Origin of the sequence: Chromobacterium phragmitis, from assembly GCF_003325475.1 — a bacterium.
Lineage (GTDB): Bacteria > Pseudomonadota > Gammaproteobacteria > Burkholderiales > Chromobacteriaceae > Chromobacterium > Chromobacterium phragmitis.
Genome location: NZ_CP029495.1, coordinates 2,575,903 through 2,592,268, shown reverse-complemented (window position 1 = coordinate 2,592,268; position 16,366 = coordinate 2,575,903). Strand labels below are relative to the sequence as shown.

Genomic DNA, 16,366 nt, shown 5'->3' with positions numbered 1-16,366 from the left:
CGCCAGCGGAATCCGCTGGCGTTTTTTCTTGCCGCGCGCCGTCAGCGCGCCACCCTCAAGCCTCCCTCCACGCCTTGCCGGCTCAGCAGCACTTGCCACAACTGCAGATCGCGCGCGCGGAACGCGCCGGCGCAGGCGTTCAGGTAATAAGTGAACATCCGGTAGAAACGGGCGGAATAGGCCGGCGCCAGCTGCGGCCAGGCCTGTTGGAAACGCTGCAGCCAGGCCATCAGCGTCCGGTCGTAATCGGCGCCGAAATTATGCCAGTCTTCCATTACCCAGCAACGCTCGCTGGCGGCGGCGACATGAGAGGCCGACGGCAAGCAGCCGTTAGGAAAAATGTATTTTTCTATCCACGGGTCGATGCGCAGGTCGGTGGCGTTCGAGCCTATCGTGTGCAGCAGAAACAGGCCGTCCGGCTTCAGGCAACGAGCCAGGGTTTCGAAGTAAGCGGCGTAATTGCGCGGGCCGACATGCTCGAACATGCCGACCGACACGATGCGGTCGGCTCGCAGATCCAGGTGGCGGTAGTCCTGCAGCAAGATTTCCACGTCCAAGCCCTCGCAGCGCCGCAGCGCCAGCTGCCGCTGCTGCTCGGAGATGGTGATGCCGGTGACGCTGACGCCATAGCGCCGCGCGGCGTAGGCGGCCAGGCCGCCCCAGCCGCAACCCACGTCCAGCAGGCGCATGCCGGGCGCCAGCTGCAGCTTGTCGCAAATCAGCCCAAGCTTGGCCTCCTGCGCCCGCGCCAGCGTTTCGGCGTCTTTCCAGTAACCGCAGGAGTACTGCATGTGCGGGTCCAGCATCGCCAGGAACAAGTCGTTTCCCAGGTCGTAATGCCGCTCGCCCACGTGCCGCGCGCGGCGCAGCGACTGTAGATTGACCCATCTGGCCGACAGCGCGTAGAGCGCGTCGCGCCAGCGCCGGGGCAAGCGGTGTTCCAACCCGGCCCGCAGCGCGCGCTGGAAAAAGACATCCAGCCGCTCGCACTCCCACCAGCCGTCCATATAGCTCTCGCCCAGGCCCATGGAACCCTGCCGCAGCACGCGGCGGAAAAAGTGGGGATGCTTGACCTGGATGTCGAACGGACGGCCGCCGTTGACGGCGATGCCGGCGGCGCCAAGCATCTCCTCGATGATGGCGCGCGCCGGCTGGCGGGCGTTTCCGCGCTCACTTTCCAAACACGACGAATTCATGGCGGTCCCCCTGGCAAAGCCATGCAAACACAACGCATTCAGTCGACGATCAGAAACCAGTACAGATGTTTTTCCCAGCTTAGCCCGCCCGCGCCCGCCTTGGCCAGCTGGCGCGCCCGATTTACAAACGCGGCGCTACAGCGCGAACAGCTGCCGCAAATGCCGGGCGACGCCGGCGTCGGCGTGGCTGCCGATGCGCGGCGCCTGCGGCAACATGTCGCTCAGCCGCGGGTGGGCGTTGCCCATCACCCGCGGATGGCCGGCCGCGCGCAACAGCTCCACATCGTTCTGGCCGTCGCCGAAGGCGAGGCAGGCGTCGGCAGAGATGCCCAGCCGCGTCAGCACCATCTCCAGCGCGTGGCCCTTGGACACGCCGGCGGCCATCACCTCCAGGCAGTGCTCAAGCGAAAAGGTGATATACAGCCGGTCGCCGAAACGCGCCCTCAGCTTGCGCTCCACGCCCAGCAAATGCTCGTGCGGCGCGATGTACAGCACCTTGCCCACGCCCTCGCCGCCGTGCCGGGCCAGATCGCGCACCCGGTAACGCATGCCCGAATCCTTGTGCATGTCGAGCAGCGCCTGATTGGGCTCGCTGATCAGCCATTCGTCGTCGAGGTAGAAGTTGGCGATGCATCCGGCGGCGAACGCCGGCTGAGCGATGGCGCGCACCAGTTCCGCGTCGATGTCCCGGCGGTGGATCAAGACGTCGTCCGGATCATGGACGCGCGCGCCGTTGGAGGTGATCAGGTGGGCGCGCACGCCCAGCGCCTGGCGAATGTCCTTGACGTCCAGATAATGGCGGCCGGTGGCGAGCGCGAATTGGACGCCGCGCGCCTCCAGCCGCCGCAGCGTCTCGGCGGTCAGGGGATCGACGGCATGGTGCGGGTCCAGCAGCGTGCCGTCCAGGTCGGAAGCGATGAAACGATAAGGCATGAAGGCTCCGATACGGATCAAGCGTCCGATTATACGCCTCTCAAACCTACGCGGACTGTTTCGTCCAGCACCAACTCCCCGGCAAACGCCTGCCATACCCACAGCGCGCCGCCGCCTCCACATGAGCCGTCCGGCGGTGAGCGAATTCTGGTAGCCCGCAGCCGCCATCTCCATAAGAATCGGCTTATCCGAACTACGCATTCAAGAGCCTCTCCATGCACGACCTCGCCGCCTTCCACCGCAACGCAGCCGAACTGCTGCGGCACCTGGGCTTCGACGCGCCCGCACTGGCCGCCGGTCAAGACACGGTCAGTCTGACGGTGGAGCAGCGCTTCACGCTGCACCTGGGCGCAATCGATCAGGACCGCTGGTTCATGCAGGCCGACCTGGGCGACGCGCTGCCTTCGCCCTCCGCCGCGCTGCTGGAATGCGCGCTGCGCGGCAATCAGCTGTCAGCCCTGCCCTGGCAGCCGGTGGCGGCGCTGGACGAACAAGGCCGCCTCGCCTGCTGGCTGCGCCTCCCCGGCCATGGCCTGGATCTGCCGCAACTGGCCGCCGCCTTGGACGCGCTGATCGCCCTCGCCGAAGCGCTGCTCGACCACGCCGCGCGCTGACCACATTCCAAGCGGCCAGCCTCAGGCCGGCCGCCGCATAAGCCCTTCCGGGCAATCCACTAAGAAAGAAGCAAGATGAGCACCATTCAAACCGGCATCCAGCTGGGCAGACGCCACGTCGACCTGGCCAGCCTGAACCTGAATCATGTCGACGCCGACAAGGCACGCATCGGCATCCGCAAGGATGGCACCCTGGTGGTCTACACCGGCCGTTCTTACCTGCTGCATCCGGACCAGACCCGCCGCGCCAGCCAGTTCCTGCGCCAGCAGGGCCTGCTGCAGCCGCAACAGAAACCGCGCGATTTCCGCCTGGCGGATCTCGCCGCCAAGCTGGCCCCTCGCGCCGAGCAGCCGGCCAAGGCCAGCCAGGACAAGAGCGTCGAAGTTCGCGCGCCGCGCGCCGAAACGGCCAAGCCGCAAACCGCGCTGGCGCAGCGACGCGGCGCCGAGCATCTGAAACTGGCGCCGGCCCGCGTCGAAGCCCGCCCTGAAGGCCTGGAAGCCCGCAAAGCGGCGCTGATCGACTCGCTGGGCGCCAGCGATCATCAATGCGGCCTGTTCCTCGAGCTGCAAGACCAGATCGGCACCCGCGCGAAAGGCGCCGCCTTCCTCTCCGACGTGGCCAACGCCCGCTTCCGCAACATCCCCACCGCCGCCGCCACCCAGGTCTGCGCCCCGGACGGAACATCGCTGCCCGCCAACCGCGTGCAAGTCGGCGGCGTCAACGCCGCCATCGCCAGCCAATACCCGAAAGAAGCCCAGCTGGAAAGCTACTTCTCGATGCTGGCGGCCAACCGCACCCCGGTGCTGGTGGTGCTGGCATCCGACAAGGACATGGCCAAGCTGGACCGCAACGGCAATCCCGACCTGCCCCATTACTTCTCGCAGAACGGCAGCTACGGCCAGGTCGAGGTGACGTCGAAGGAAACCAGCCGCACCGCGCTGGATGGCGGCCTGGAAGTGCGCGCCTACCAGATAAACGTAAGATGCCCCGGCGACAAGCCGATCTCCATCCCGGTGCTGCACGTGCCCAACTGGGCCGATTTCGGCGCCCAGGGCGCCGACGCGCTGCAAGCGCTGGCCCAACACGTGGATGGCGTGATGGCGGACAAGGTCGACCTCTATCGCAGCAAGAACAGCAGCGCGCTGAACGATCCGGACAAGCTGCTGCCGGTCATCCACTGCCGCGCCGGCGTCGGCCGCACCGGCCAGCTGATCGCCGCCCGCGAGTTGCTGAAGCCTGGCGCCGCCAGCCTGGAATCCATCGTCGCCGACATGCGCGGCAGCCGCAACCACCTGATGGTGCAGACGCGCGACCAGCTCTCCACGCTGGCGGATCTGGCCGAACGTCAAGGCCGGCCGATCCTTCAATCCGAGTCCGCAGCCGATGCGGGCGGCGAAGCCATTTACGCCAATCTGGCGCCGCAGGAGCCCATCTACGCCAACGACGCGCCGCCGCTGCCGCCGCGCCGCCGCTAAGAGCCATATGCAAAAGAGCACGCCAAGGCGTGCTCTTTTTTTTCTTGCATCGCTGGTCAGCCGCGGCTCAACCCAACCGCTCCCGGACCCGCATCAACGCGAAGCCAAGCAGATTCAGTCCGCGCCATAGCGTAGGGTTGCCCGCCCGATCATCGTCCTGAGCCAATCCAATGCCCCAGATCCGATCTACCGGGCTGGCCTCCACCAGCACGCGGCCTTTGGTGCCAAGCAGGAATTGCCTCAACTCGGCGTTTTGTTCGAATTTTGCCAAATTGGCGCGCAACACAATGTCAAAACGCGCCGCCAGCCAGCCGACATCGTCAAATCCCTTTACCCGCCTCCCCAGACTCTTGGCTGCGCTCGGGCTCGGCGCAGCCAGAATCTCTAGCCGCGCGGCTTCGTCTCCAAACAGCGCGGCCTTCTCCGCCATCATGAAATGCTCCGCCGTCGGATAATGCACGCCCTCTGCGACAAAAGGCGCGGCGTACCATTGGCTGAAGCAAGCTGCCGTCACGCCATGCTTGCCGGGCTGATGCCCCCAGAAGTGAAGGAGCTTGATTCTCTCACCGGAACGAAACCGGGCCTGAAGATCCTGCAGATGCTGCGAGTCGCTCATCGCGCGCTCCGAATGGATAGAAACGCAAAACGCCCAGCAATTTCTTGCTGGGCGTCGGAATCTTGGTGGCCAGTCGCGGAATCGAACCACGGACACGCGGATTTTCAATCCGCTGCTCTACCAACTGAGCTAACTGGCCATGCTGTGGTGGCCAGTCGCGGAATCGAACCACGGACACGCGGATTTTCAATCCGCTGCTCTACCAACTGAGCTAACTGGCCACTTCTCCTAACCACGCTTGCCGCGCCGTCAGAGCCATGCATTTAATCAGAGGACGCCATTCGCGTCAAGGCATAATTGCAAAAAAACGGCCTGTCGCTGCGCCGAAAAAACAAGCGGCCCGGCCACGCTTAGCAGCCGGGCCTGCGGATCAAAGACTTACATCGTATCCGGCTGGCGGGATGGATGCGCTTCGGCGAATGCCTGCAAATGCTCCAACTCGTCGGCGACACGGACGATGTTCGGGTACGGCGTCAAATCCAGGCCGAAACGGCGGGCGCTGAACACCTGCGGCAACAGGCAGATGTCGGCCAGCGTCGGCTCGTCGCCGGCTGCGTAGCGGCTGGGCGATTCCGCCAGCTGCCGCTCCAGCGCGTCGAAGCCAACGCGTATCCAATGGCGTATCCACTCGGCCTTGCCTTCTTCGTCCTTGCCGTACTCGGTCTGCAAATACTTGCCGACCCGGGTGTTCTGCAAAGGATGGATGTCGGCGGCTATGGCCAGCGCCAGCGAGCGGACCCGCGCCCGCGCCGCCGGATTGGCAGGCAGCAGCGGCGGGGTATCCGGATACGCCTCGTCCAGGTATTCGCAGATGGCCAGCGACTGCGCGATCCTGACGCCGTCGTCGTCCAGCAGCGGCACCAGGCCGTGCGGGTTGATCGCCAGGTACTCGGCGCTGCGCTGCTCGCCCTTCAGCAGGTTGATCGGCTGATAGCGGTAATCCAGCCCCTTCAGGTTCAGCGCGATGCGCACCCGGTAGGCGGCGCTGGAACGGAAATAACCGTACAGCACGCGATCAGTCATGTTTCGCCACCGTCTGGACGATAGCGCCGAAGATGCTGTCGCCGGCCGCGTTCTTCATCTCGATGCGCACCGTGTCGCCCACCTTCATGAACGGCGTCTTCGGCGCGCCCTGCTCGATGGTTTCTATCATCCGCTGCTCGGCCAGGCAGCAAGAGCCGACCGAGCGATCCTTGTTGGAGATGGTGCCGGAGCCGACGATGGAGCCGGCGACCAGCTCGCGGGTCTTCGACACGTGGGCCACCAGTTGCGGGAAGCTGAATTGCATCTCCACGCCGCAGTTGGGTTTGCCGTAGAAGGCGCCGTTATAGTCGACCAACAGCGGCAGGTGCACCTTGCCGCCGTCCCAGGCATCGCCCAGTTCGTCCGGCGTGACGGCGACCGGCGAGAAGGCGGTGGCCGGCTTGCTCTGGAAGAAGCCGAAGCCCTTGGCCAACTCAGGCGGAATCAGGTTGCGCAGGGTCACGTCGTTGACCAGCATCAGCAGACGGATGTGCTTGGCGTCGGCCGGCGCGCCCAGCGGCACATCGCCGGTGACCACCGCCACCTCGCCTTCGAAATCCAGGCCCCAGGCCTCGTCGCGCAGCGGAATATCGGCCGTCGGCGCCAGGAAAGCGTCGGAGCCGCCCTGGTACATCAGCGGATCGGTGTAGAAGCTGGCCGGCACCTCGGCGCCGCGCGCCTTGCGCACCAGTTCCACGTGGTTCAGATAGGCGCTGCCGTCGGCCCACTGGTAAGCACGCGGCAACGGGCTCAGGCAACGCCTGGCATCGAAGGCCACTTCGTCCGGCGCCTGGCCGTGGTTGATGGCGTTGTAGACTTCCTTCAGGCGCGGCTCGGCCTGGGCCCAGTTGTCCAACGCGGCCTGCAGCGTGGCGGCGATCGCCGGCACCGCCACGGCGCGGGAGAGATCGCGGCTGACGACCATCAGCTGGCCGTCGCGGGTGTGGTTGTGGTAGGTGGCTAATTTCATCTTGATGTTCTTTCTGCTTGCGGCCGCTGCGGGCCGTTCCTCTATATCAATCAATGTTCGGCCTGGCCTGAACGCGATTGCGTCGCGAGCGGTCCGAGGTCGGCGGGAGAAGCGCAGCGGTACAAATCGTACCGCGAGCATCGCAGCGTCGAGATCGGGCCGCGCAGCAGCAATGGCGTCAGGACTTGGGCTTCCAGCTATCCACGTATCCCTGCCACTCCACGCTGGCCAGCCCAGGCCCCTGCTCCAAAGCGTCGCGAGCGTCTATCATCACCGCCACTTCATCGGTGAACTTCTTCGGATCGGTCATCGCCTTGGCGAATGCCTTCGGGTGCGGGCCGTGCGTGAAGCCGGCCGGGTGGAAAGTCAGCATGCCCGGCTTGATGTTGTCGCGGCTGAAGAAGTCGCCGGCGTGATAGAAGATCACTTCGTCGTAGTCGTCGTTGTTGTGATAGAACGGCACCTTCAGCGCGCCCGGGTCGGACTCGATTGGCCGCGGCACGAAGGTGCAGATCACGAAACCGTCGGCGACGAAAGTCGTATGCGCCGATGGCGGCAGGTGGTAGCGGTGGCTCATCAGCGGACGGATGTCGCGCCAGTTGACGCGCGCCACCGACAAATTGCCGTGCCAGCCGATGGCGTCCAACGGGTTGTACGGGTAGGTGACGGTGGACAGCGCGCCGCGGCGCTTGATCACCACCTGCCACTCGTCCTCGGTCTGCTGCGCCTTGAAGGCGTCATCGATGGCCGGCACGTCCAGCACCGCCTCGTCGAAGATGGCGTGGGGACCGACCAGGCCCTTTTCCGGCAGCTGGTAGGCGCCATTGCTGGTTTCCACCATCAGCATGGTGGTCGGGCTGGCCGGCTCGATGCGCCAGCTGGTGGAGCGCGGCACCAGGATGTAGTCGCCGTCGCGGTAGCTCAAGTGGCCGTAGTCGCAGAACAGCTCGCCGCTGCCGGCGTGGATGAACAAGAGGTCGTCGCCGTCGGCGTTGCGGAACAGCTGGGTCATCGCCTGGTCGCAGCGCCAGATGCGCAGCTTGCACTGGGCGTTGTGCAACACCAGCGGCGCGTCCCACGGCGCCGGCGTGCCGTGCGGCAGTTCGTTCAGATCGAAAGCGCGCGGGCGCAGCGGGCCTTCCCAAGCGCTCCAGCCGGTCGGCGGATGCTTGTGATGCAGGTGGGTGGCCGGGCCGAAGAAGCCGCTGCGGCCCACTTCGCGCTCGTAGATGGCCTCGGCCGGAAAATCGGCGTGGGCTTGCCGCGAGATGGTGCCCTCGCGGTGCGGGTAACTGATCCATTTACGCATTTTGAATGTCCTGTCGGCGCGGCCGGCGGCGTCGGGACCGCGCCATTGCATGGTGTACATACGGCAAGACGCCGCGGCGCCCGTCCGGAAATCCGGAGCCGGCCGCCGCGGCGGGAATGGATCAATCGGCCTTCAGCACACCGCGGCGGATCTGGTCTTCCTCGATGGACTCGAACAAGGCCTTGAAGTTGCCTTCGCCGAAGCCCTCGTTGCCCTTGCGCTGGATGATTTCGAAGAAAATCGGGCCGATCACGGTTTCGGTGAAGATCTGCAGCAGGATGCCTTCCACCGGCGCGCCGTCGATCAGGATGCTGTTCTTCTTCAGGCGAGCCACATCCTCCCCGTGTCCCGGCACGCGGGTATCCACCTTCTCGTAGTAGGTATCCGGCGTATCCAGGAAGCGGGTGCCCCGCGCCTTCAGCGTTTCCACGGTGGCGTAGATGTCGTCGGTGGTCAGAGCGATGTGCTGGATGCCCTCCCCGTTGTACTGGCGCAGGAATTCCTCGATCTGGCTCTTGTCGTCGGACGATTCGTTGATCGGGATGCGGATCTTGCCGCAGGGGCTGGTCATCGCCTTGGACACCAGGCCGGTCAGCTTGCCCTCGATGTCGAAGTAGCGGATTTCGCGGAAATTGGCGATGCCGGTGTAGAAGTCGGCCCAGGTAGCCATATTGCCGCGCGCGACGTTGTGGGTCAGGTGGTCGATCAGAGTCAGGCCGACGCCGTACGGATGCTGGTCGACGCCATCCAGCGGCACGAAGTCGATCTCATAGATGTCCTTGCCCTGGCCATAGCGGTCGACAAAATACAGCGCGGAGCCGCCGATGCCCTGCACCGCCGGGATGTTCAGCTCCATCGCGCCGACCGGGCGCTGATAGGGCTTGGCGCCGTGCGACAGCGCGTATTCATACGCCCTGGCGGCGTCCTTGACGCGCCAAGCCATCGCACAAGCCGACGGACCGTGCGCTTTGGCGAATTCGCTGGCCGGCTGGCTGCGCTCGGCGTTCAGGATGAAGTTGATGTCGCCCTGACGGAACAAGCTGACATCCTTGCTGCGGTGGCGGGCCACTTCGGTAAAGCCCAGCGACAGGAACAGCTGGCGCAGCTTTTCCACGCCGGCCGCGTCCGGCGCGGTATATTCGACGAATTCGAATCCATCGGTGGCGAGCGGGTTTTGCAGCATGGCTTCCATTTTCATTTGTTTCTCCTCTGTTTATAGCCTCGTGCCAGACATTCGAGGCATGGTCTATCAATTTTCGTTCAGTCTTTTGTAAACGTGCGCAGATGGTCCGCGTTATGTAAGCTGACCGCATTCCCGTTCGCGTGGGCGCCGGGGGCGGTTTGACGAGTCGGAAGGAAGCAGAGGCAAGGGGAAACGGTTGCGCGACGGGACGCGCGCGCCGGCGTCGGCCGCCGATGGCGGTACGACTTGGCTCTCCTCCGAACGAATCGTTATCTGCTGTCACACACCATCGACATGCATCGGCAGTCTTGCGCCGCCGTTTGCGATTAGGCTTTTTATTCTATGGAAATAGAGCGGCAATTATCTTGCTAAATGATTTTTGCCAAGCGATATTGAAGAATAAAACACCACAACAAACCGATTATCAGGAGAAAATATGCCAAGTCTCACATTAGACAAGACAGACTTGCGTATTCTGGCCGAGCTGCAACTGGACGGCCGGTTGACCAATGTCGAACTCGCCGAGCGCGTGGCCCTGTCGCCATCGCCCTGTCTGCGCCGACTGAAGCAACTGGAAGAGTCCGGCGTGATCCGCCAGTACGTCGCCCTGCTCGATCCGGCGCACATCGGTTTGGGCCTGCAGGCCTGGGTGCGCGTGACGCTGGAAAAACGCGGAAACATGCACCTGCAGAGCTTTATCGAGGCGGTGCAGAACTGGCCGGAAGTCATCAATTGCTTCGCGATGACCGGAGAAATGGATTATCTGCTGCAAGTGTATTTCGAGGACATGGAGCACTTCTCGCGCTTCGTGATGGACGAGCTGCTCCAACATCCGGGCGTCGAGGATGTGAAGTCCAGCTTCGTGCTGAAGGAGATCAAGCGCACCACCGCGCTGCCGCTGGGACAGATGCGCGGCCTGTAAGCGGCGCGCGGCTCAAAAACAAAACGGCCCACAAGGGCCGTTTTGCTTTGGCTGCGCCGATCAGTCTCTCTGGTGGTGGGCGGTGGTGCCGGCCAGCAACTTGTCGGTGTAGGCGATGGCCGCCGCCGACAGCAGGAAGGCCAGGTGCAGGAACAGCTGCCACTTGATGGTGTGCTCGTCGATGCGGCTGGCGTTGATGAAAGTCTGCAGCAAGTGGATGGACGAGATGCTGATGATGGCCATCGACAGCTTCACTTTCAGCACCGAGGCGTTGACGTGGTCCAGCCACTCCGGCTGGTCCGGATGGGTATCGATGCGCAGCCGCGACACGAAAGTCTCGTAGCCGCCCACCGTCACCATCACCAGCAGGTTGGCGATCATCACTACGTCGATCAGGCCCAGCACCGCCAGCATGATGTCGGTCTCGGTCAGGTGGTTCAGCCCTTCCAGCAACTCCCACAACTGGGCGAGAAATTTCCAGGCGTACACGCCCTGCACCACGATCAGGCCCAGGTAGATGGGCAGCTGCAGCCAGCGGCTGCTGAAAATCACCTGGCCGAGCAGCGATTTGCGGGGCGCGGTTTGAACGGCTTGTTGGTCTTGCATGGGCTTTCCTGTTGCTTGCGGCCGCGGGCGGATAGAATCCGCCCGCGCGCCGTCACAGGCCTAGCCTCTGCCAGATGGTGGAGACCAGGCCTGCCTGGTTCAATGTGTAAAAATGCAGTCCGGGCGCGCCGCCTTGCAACAGGCGATCGCACAGCTCGGTCACCACGTCCAGCCCCAGCGCGCGGATGGACGCGGCATCGTCGTAATAGGCCTGCATGCGCAGGCGCAGCCAGCGCGGCACTTCCGCCCCGCACATGTCGGAGAAGCGGCACAGCTGGCCGAAATTCGAGATCGGCATGATACCGGGCACGATGGGAATGTCCACCCCGCGCGCGCGGACCTCGTCGACGAAGCGGAAATAACTGTCGGCGTTGAAGAAATACTGCGTCATCGCCGAATCCGCCCCGGCCTGGGCCTTGCGCACGAAATTGGCGAGGTCGTCTTCCGCCGAGCGCGCCTGCGGATGGAATTCCGGATAGGCGGCCACCTCGATGTGGAAATGGTCGCCATGCTCGGCGCGGATGAACGCCACCAACTCGTTGGCGTAGCGGAATTCGCCGGCCGCCACCATGCCTGACGGAATGTCGCCGCGCAGCGCCACCAGGTGGCGGATGCCGTTGGCCCGGTATTCATTCAGGATGGCGGCGATGTTCTCGCGGGTGGAGCCGATGCAGGACAGGTGCGGCGCGGCGGCCTGCCCTTCGCTGCGGATTTCCAGCACAGTGGACAAGGTGCCGTCGCGGGTAGTTCCGCCGGCGCCGAAAGTCACCGAGAAGAACTGCGGCTTGAACTGGGCCAGTTGCTGGCGCGTGGTGCGCAGCTTGGCGACGCCTTCCGGCGTCTTGGGCGGGAAAAATTCGAAACTGAAGGTGCGCGGCGTCTGCGTCATGGTGATCCTCTCTATCGCTGTCCTGGCTGGCTCGCCGGTCTCGCGCCGGCTGTCGTCTCGTGCCTGTCGCAAAAAACGGACAGCTCCATTCTAGGGGCGCTGTCCGTTTCGCCTTGGTTCAATAATCAATAACGATAGTGATCCGGCTTATAAGGCCCCTGCTTGGGCACGCTGATGTAGGCGGCCTGCTGGTCGGACAGCTCGGTCAGCCGCGCGCCGATGCGGGCCAGGTGCAGACGGGCCACCTTCTCGTCCAGATGCTTGGGCAGCACGTACACCTTTTTATCGTACTTGTTGCCGTTGGCGAACAGCTCGATCTGCGCCAGCACCTGGTTGGTGAAGCTGTTGGACATCACGAAGCTGGGGTGGCCGGTGGCGCAGCCCAGGTTGACCAGGCGGCCTTCGGCCAGCAGGATCACGCGCTTGCCGTCCGGGAAGATGATGTGGTCCACCTGCGGCTTGATGTTCTCCCACTGGTACCGGCGCAAGGAGGCGACCTCGATCTCGCTGTCGAAGTGGCCGATATTGCAGACGATGGCGTTGTTGCGCATCTTCTTCATGTGCTCGTGGGAGATCACGCCGACGTTGCCGGTGGCGGTGACGAAGATGTCGGCCTGGTCGGCCACCTCGTCCATGCGCACCACGCGGTAGCCTTCCATCGCCGCCTGCAGCGCGCAAATCGGGTCGATCTCGGTCACCCACACCGTGGCGCCCAGCCCGCGCAGGCTCTGCGCGCAGCCCTTGCCCACATCGCCGTAGCCCAGCACCACCGCCACCTTGCCGGCCACCATCACGTCGGTGGCGCGCTTGATGCCGTCCACCAGCGATTCGCGGCAGCCGTACAGGTTGTCGAACTTGGACTTGGTGACGGAGTCGTTGACATTGATCGCCGGGAACGGCAAGTGGCCATCCTTCTCCATCTGGTACAGGCGGTGCACGCCGGTGGTGGTTTCCTCGGTCACGCCCTGGATGTGCTCCAGACGCTTGGAATACCAACGAGGGTCGACGGCCAGGTGGCGCTTGATCGACGCGAACAGCGCGGTCTCCTCCTCATTGGTCGGGTGAGCCAGCACGCCGATGTCCTTCTCAGCCTTGCTGCCCAGCATCAACAGCAAGGTGGCGTCGCCGCCGTCATCCAGAATCATGTTGGCGGGCTGCCCCTCCGGCCACTCGAAGATTCGATGGCTGAATTCCCAGTACTCGTCCAGGCTCTCGCCCTTGAACGCGAACAACGGAATGCCGGCAGCCGCGATGGCGGCGGCGGCGTGGTCCTGGGTAGAGAAGATGTTGCACGAAGCCCAGCGCACTTCGGCGCCCAGCGCGGTCAGGGTCTCGATCAGCACTGCGGTCTGCACCGTCATGTGCAGACTGCCGGCGATGCGGGCGCCGCGCAGCGGTTGGCTGGCGCGGTATTCGTCGCGTGTCGCCATCAAGCCCGGCATCTCGGTTTCGGCGATGTTCAGCTCCTTGCGGCCCCAGCCGGCAAGCGAGATGTCTGCTACGTGAAAATCGGAAAATTCAGCCATCGTGAAGCATCCTTGTTCACGCGGCCAGCCAGGATGCGGCCCACCCGCCATCCCGTGCCGCCACGGTCATGAGTCAGGTGAGCGCCGTTTTGATTCGCGGACGATATCGCCCGCGGCAGCCCGAGCCTGGGGAGATGAACCTCCTCGCAGCGCCCCTCGGGTGGTAAAACGATTATACCCAGTCCCATCGGAAAAGGTAGGACTTGTCATGTCAAAGCGATAAACTGGCGCTTGGTCATTTCGCCGCCTTGCCATGTCCTTCGCATTCACGCCGCTGGCCGCCTTGTCCGGCCTCGCCTCGCTGCTGGCCGCCGCCATCAGCATCATCGCCTGGAACCGACGGCAATTCGCCGGGGTGCGCTGGCTGGCGCTGCTGATGGCCTCGGTGGCGTTCTGGGCCGGCGGCGCGATGTGCGAACTGTCCGTCACCAGCATAGGCGCCAAACTCTTCTGGTCCAAGGTGGAATATCTAGGCACGCTGAGCACGCCGGTGCTGTTTCTGCTGCTGGCGCTGGACTACAATCACATCTCGCTGCGCCGCCGTTGGCTGGCCCTGCTGTTCGCGATTCCCGTCCTCTGCCTGCTGCTCGCGGCCAGCAATGACCACCACCGTCTGATATGGACCAGCGTCCGGCCCAGCCCCTCCGGCTACAACCTCTTGATCTACGGCCACGGCCCGGCGTTCTGGCTGGGCGTGGCAGGCTACTCCTACCTGATGATGCTGCTGGGCAGCCTGCTGCTGATCCGGGCGCTGCATTACTTCCCGCCCCACTTTCGAGGCCAGTCCATCACGCTGATGCTCAGCGCGATCGCGCCCTGGTTCGGCAATATCCTCTACCTCAGCGGCGCGTTCCCGCTGCAAGGACTGGATCCGACGCCCCACTCCTTCGCCTTCACCGGCATGATCTTCGCCATCGATCTGCTATACCTGCGCCAGTTGTATCTGGTGCCGGTGGCCCGCGCCCGCGCGTTCGAGGCGATGGGCGACGGCGTCGTAGTGGTCGACCATCAATTGCGCATCCTCGACATCAACCCCGCCGGCTCGGACATGCTGGGCGACAAGCCGGCGCCATGGCATGGCTGCGAACTGCCGGCGCCCTGGCTGCGCGCCGGCATGCTTTCAGGCGGGCCTCAGTTAGAACTGATGACGCCTGACGGCGACCGCATTCTCGATATCCGCGTCTACGAGATCCAACCCTTCCGCAAGCCCGCCCTCACCCGGATGCTGGTGATGCGCGACATCACTCTGCGCCGCCAGACCGAAGACGCGCTGCGCGACGCCAATCTGCAACTGACCGACAGGCTGGCCCAGATCGAAGCGTTGCAGGCTGCGCTGCGCGAGCAGACGCTGCGCGATCCGCTGACCCAGCTGTTCAATCGCCGCTATCTGGATGAAACCTTCGAACGGGAACGCGAGCGCGCCGAACGCGAATCGCAGCCCATCGCAGTGGCGATGCTGGACCTGGACGACTTCAAGCGCATCAACGACCTGCACGGCCACCAGGTGGGCGATGCCGTGCTGCAGGCGTTGGCCTGGCTGCTGAAACAACAATGCCGCGCGGCCGACATCGTTTGCCGGCTCGGCGGCGAGGAATTCATGGTCGTGCTGCCCGGAAGCGATGCAGAACAGGCGCAGCAACGGGCGGAAATCTGGCGACGCCGCTTCCATCGCATCGAACACCAGGGCAGCGGCGACCAGACTTTCCGCGCCAGCTTCTCCTGCGGCATCGCCGCCCTGCCCGACCACGGCAGCGATCTGGAACAACTTTACCGCAGGGCGGACCAGGCGCTCTACCAGGCCAAGGCCGCCGGCAAGAACCGCAGCGCGCGCGCGGCGCGCTGACCGCCCCATAAAAAAACCGCCGAAATCATTCGGCGGTTTTCTCGTGCGGCGGTCAACCGCTTACAAGCCGGCGTCGGCGCGCAGCGCCTCCACCTTGTCGGTGCGCTCCCAGCTGAATTCCGGCTCCTCGCGGCCGAAGTGGCCGTAGGCGGCGGTCTTGCCGTAAATCGGACGCAGCAGGTCCAGCATCTGGATGATGCCCTTGGGACGCAGGTCGAAGTGCTTCTTCACCAGTTCCACGATCTTTTCGTTCGGAATCTTGTTGGTGCCGAAAGTGTCCACCGCGATCGAGGTCGGCTCCGCCACGCCGATCGCGTACGACACCTGGATCTGGCACTGGCGCGCCAGGCCGGCGGCGACGATGTTCTTCGCCACGTAGCGGCCGGCGTAGGCGGCCGAGCGGTCCACCTTGGACGGATCCTTGCCGGAGAACGCGCCGCCGCCGTGCGGCGCCGCGCCGCCGTAAGTGTCGACGATGATCTTGCGCCCGGTCAGGCCGCAGTCGCCCATCGGGCCCCCGATGACGAAGCGCCCGGTCGGATTGATCAGGAACTTGGTTTCCGCCGTCACCATGTCCGGCGGCAGCACCGGCTTGATGATGTCCTCGATCACCGCTTCGGTCAGCGTCTGGTGGTCGATGTCCGGACTGTGCTGGGTGGACAGCACCACCGTGTCGATGCGCTTGGGCAGGCCGGTGGCGGCGTCGTACACGCAGGTGATCTGGCTCTTGGCGTCCGGACGCAGCCACGGCAGGCGGCCATCCTTGCGCAATTCGGCCTGGCGCTGCACCAGGCGATGCGCGTAGTAGATCGGGAACGGCATCAGCGTCGGGGTTTCATCGCAGGCGTAGCCGAACATCAGGCCCTGGTCGCCGGCGCCCTGATTCAGGTCCAGGCCCTCGCCCTCGTTCACGCCCTGGGCGATGTCCGGCGATTGTTTGTCGTAGCAAGCCATCACCGCGCAGCCCCGATAATCGAAGCCCAGCTCGGAATCGTCGTAGCCGATGCGCTTGATGGTCTCGCGCGCGATCTTGATGTAATCGATGTTGGCCGTGGTGGTGATCTCGCCGGCCAGCACTACCAGGCCGGTGTTCACCAGCGTCTCGGCGGCGACGCGGGCGTGCTTGTCCTCGCGCAGGATGGCGTCGAGGATGGCGTCGGAGATCTGGTCGGCTACCTTGTCCGGATGGCCTTCGGAGACGGACTCCGAGGTAAACAGGTATTCACTCATTTATTCTGCGTTCCCAAAAAATACAAA

15 protein-coding genes, 2 tRNA genes and 1 riboswitch are annotated in these 16,366 nt (G+C 64.4%); of the genes, 4 read left to right on the top strand and 13 right to left on the bottom strand.

All coding sequences use genetic code 11. From position 1 onward, the window contains the following. Positions 1 to 41: 41 nt before the first annotated feature. Both cfa and DK842_RS12410 read right to left on the bottom strand, forming a co-directional pair. Positions 42 to 1,196 carry a cyclopropane fatty acyl phospholipid synthase gene (gene cfa / locus DK842_RS12415; protein WP_114061729.1) on the bottom strand — a complete coding sequence of 385 codons (1,155 nt, stop codon included), beginning with the start codon at positions 1,194 to 1,196 and terminating at the stop codon, positions 42 to 44. A 135-nt stretch (positions 1,197 to 1,331) separates the two neighbouring features. Continuing rightward, positions 1,332 to 2,129: a Cof-type HAD-IIB family hydrolase gene (locus DK842_RS12410; RefSeq protein WP_114063720.1), complete on the bottom strand. Its 798-nt coding sequence runs from the start codon at positions 2,127 to 2,129 to the stop codon at positions 1,332 to 1,334. Between the two features lie 215 nt (positions 2,130 to 2,344). Between DK842_RS12410 and DK842_RS12405 the strand changes: the two genes are divergently transcribed. Continuing rightward, the gene (locus DK842_RS12405; protein ID WP_114061728.1) at positions 2,345 to 2,743 is read left to right on the top strand and encodes a CesT family type III secretion system chaperone; all 399 of its coding nucleotides are present in this window, start codon (positions 2,345 to 2,347) and stop codon (positions 2,741 to 2,743) included. 75 nt (positions 2,744 to 2,818) lie between these two features. Then, positions 2,819 to 4,222 carry a protein-tyrosine phosphatase family protein gene (locus DK842_RS12400; protein WP_114061727.1) on the top strand — a complete coding sequence of 468 codons (1,404 nt, stop codon included), beginning with the start codon at positions 2,819 to 2,821 and terminating at the stop codon, positions 4,220 to 4,222. Positions 4,223 to 4,289: 67 nt separating this feature from the next. On the opposite strand, the gene DK842_RS12395 is transcribed toward DK842_RS12400, so the two are convergent. From DK842_RS12395 to hppD, 7 genes are all read right to left on the bottom strand, one after another. Beyond that, positions 4,290 to 4,838: an NADAR family protein gene (locus DK842_RS12395; RefSeq protein ID WP_114061726.1), complete on the bottom strand. Its 549-nt coding sequence runs from the start codon at positions 4,836 to 4,838 to the stop codon at positions 4,290 to 4,292. Between the two features lie 63 nt (positions 4,839 to 4,901). Next, positions 4,902 to 4,977 (bottom strand) — tRNA-Phe (locus DK842_RS12390). A 6-nt stretch (positions 4,978 to 4,983) separates the two neighbouring features. Continuing rightward, positions 4,984 to 5,059 (bottom strand) — tRNA-Phe (locus tag DK842_RS12385). A 157-nt stretch (positions 5,060 to 5,216) separates the two neighbouring features. Continuing rightward, positions 5,217 to 5,861 carry a maleylacetoacetate isomerase gene (maiA, locus tag DK842_RS12380; protein ID WP_114061725.1) on the bottom strand — a complete coding sequence of 215 codons (645 nt, stop codon included), beginning with the start codon at positions 5,859 to 5,861 and terminating at the stop codon, positions 5,217 to 5,219. Next, a complete protein-coding gene (locus tag DK842_RS12375) occupies positions 5,854 to 6,831 on the bottom strand; it encodes a fumarylacetoacetate hydrolase family protein (RefSeq protein ID WP_114061724.1) in 978 nt (325 codons plus the stop codon). Before DK842_RS12375 ends, maiA begins: the two co-directional genes overlap by 8 nt. A 178-nt stretch (positions 6,832 to 7,009) precedes the next feature. Beyond that, positions 7,010 to 8,140 (bottom strand): homogentisate 1,2-dioxygenase, encoded by a 1,131-nt coding sequence (locus tag DK842_RS12370; protein ID WP_114063719.1) that lies wholly within the window; start codon positions 8,138 to 8,140, stop codon positions 7,010 to 7,012. A gap of 121 nt (positions 8,141 to 8,261) precedes the next feature. Continuing rightward, entirely contained in the window at positions 8,262 to 9,338 is a 1,077-nt protein-coding gene (hppD, locus tag DK842_RS12365; protein WP_114061723.1) for a 4-hydroxyphenylpyruvate dioxygenase, read from the bottom strand. Between the two features lie 421 nt (positions 9,339 to 9,759). Here hppD and DK842_RS12360 point away from each other — a divergent pair, with 421 nt between their 5' ends. Then, positions 9,760 to 10,245 carry an Lrp/AsnC family transcriptional regulator gene (locus tag DK842_RS12360; protein WP_114061722.1) on the top strand — a complete coding sequence of 162 codons (486 nt, stop codon included), beginning with the start codon at positions 9,760 to 9,762 and terminating at the stop codon, positions 10,243 to 10,245. A 60-nt stretch (positions 10,246 to 10,305) separates the two neighbouring features. Here DK842_RS12360 and DK842_RS12355 read toward each other — a convergent pair whose 3' ends face one another. The 3 genes from DK842_RS12355 to ahcY form a co-directional block, all read right to left on the bottom strand. Then, on the bottom strand, positions 10,306 to 10,851 hold the full coding sequence (locus tag DK842_RS12355; RefSeq protein WP_114061721.1) for a TIGR00645 family protein: 546 nt from the start codon (positions 10,849 to 10,851) through the stop codon (positions 10,306 to 10,308). Between the two features lie 52 nt (positions 10,852 to 10,903). Beyond that, positions 10,904 to 11,740 carry a methylenetetrahydrofolate reductase [NAD(P)H] gene (metF, locus tag DK842_RS12350; RefSeq protein WP_114061720.1) on the bottom strand — a complete coding sequence of 279 codons (837 nt, stop codon included), beginning with the start codon at positions 11,738 to 11,740 and terminating at the stop codon, positions 10,904 to 10,906. Between the two features lie 125 nt (positions 11,741 to 11,865). Then, positions 11,866 to 13,266 carry an adenosylhomocysteinase gene (ahcY, locus tag DK842_RS12345; RefSeq protein WP_114061719.1) on the bottom strand — a complete coding sequence of 467 codons (1,401 nt, stop codon included), beginning with the start codon at positions 13,264 to 13,266 and terminating at the stop codon, positions 11,866 to 11,868. A 72-nt stretch (positions 13,267 to 13,338) separates the two neighbouring features. Further along, a riboswitch (S-adenosyl-L-homocysteine riboswitch) is annotated at positions 13,339 to 13,430 on the bottom strand. Positions 13,431 to 13,519: 89 nt separating this feature from the next. Here ahcY and DK842_RS12340 point away from each other — a divergent pair. Beyond that, positions 13,520 to 15,109 (top strand): histidine kinase N-terminal 7TM domain-containing protein, encoded by a 1,590-nt coding sequence (locus tag DK842_RS12340; protein ID WP_114061718.1) that lies wholly within the window; start codon positions 13,520 to 13,522, stop codon positions 15,107 to 15,109. 60 nt (positions 15,110 to 15,169) lie between these two features. Here the strand turns inward: DK842_RS12340 and metK are convergent, their stop codons facing one another. Further along, entirely contained in the window at positions 15,170 to 16,339 is a 1,170-nt protein-coding gene (gene metK, locus DK842_RS12335) for a methionine adenosyltransferase (RefSeq protein WP_114061717.1), read from the bottom strand. Positions 16,340 to 16,366: the final 27 nt, after the last annotated feature.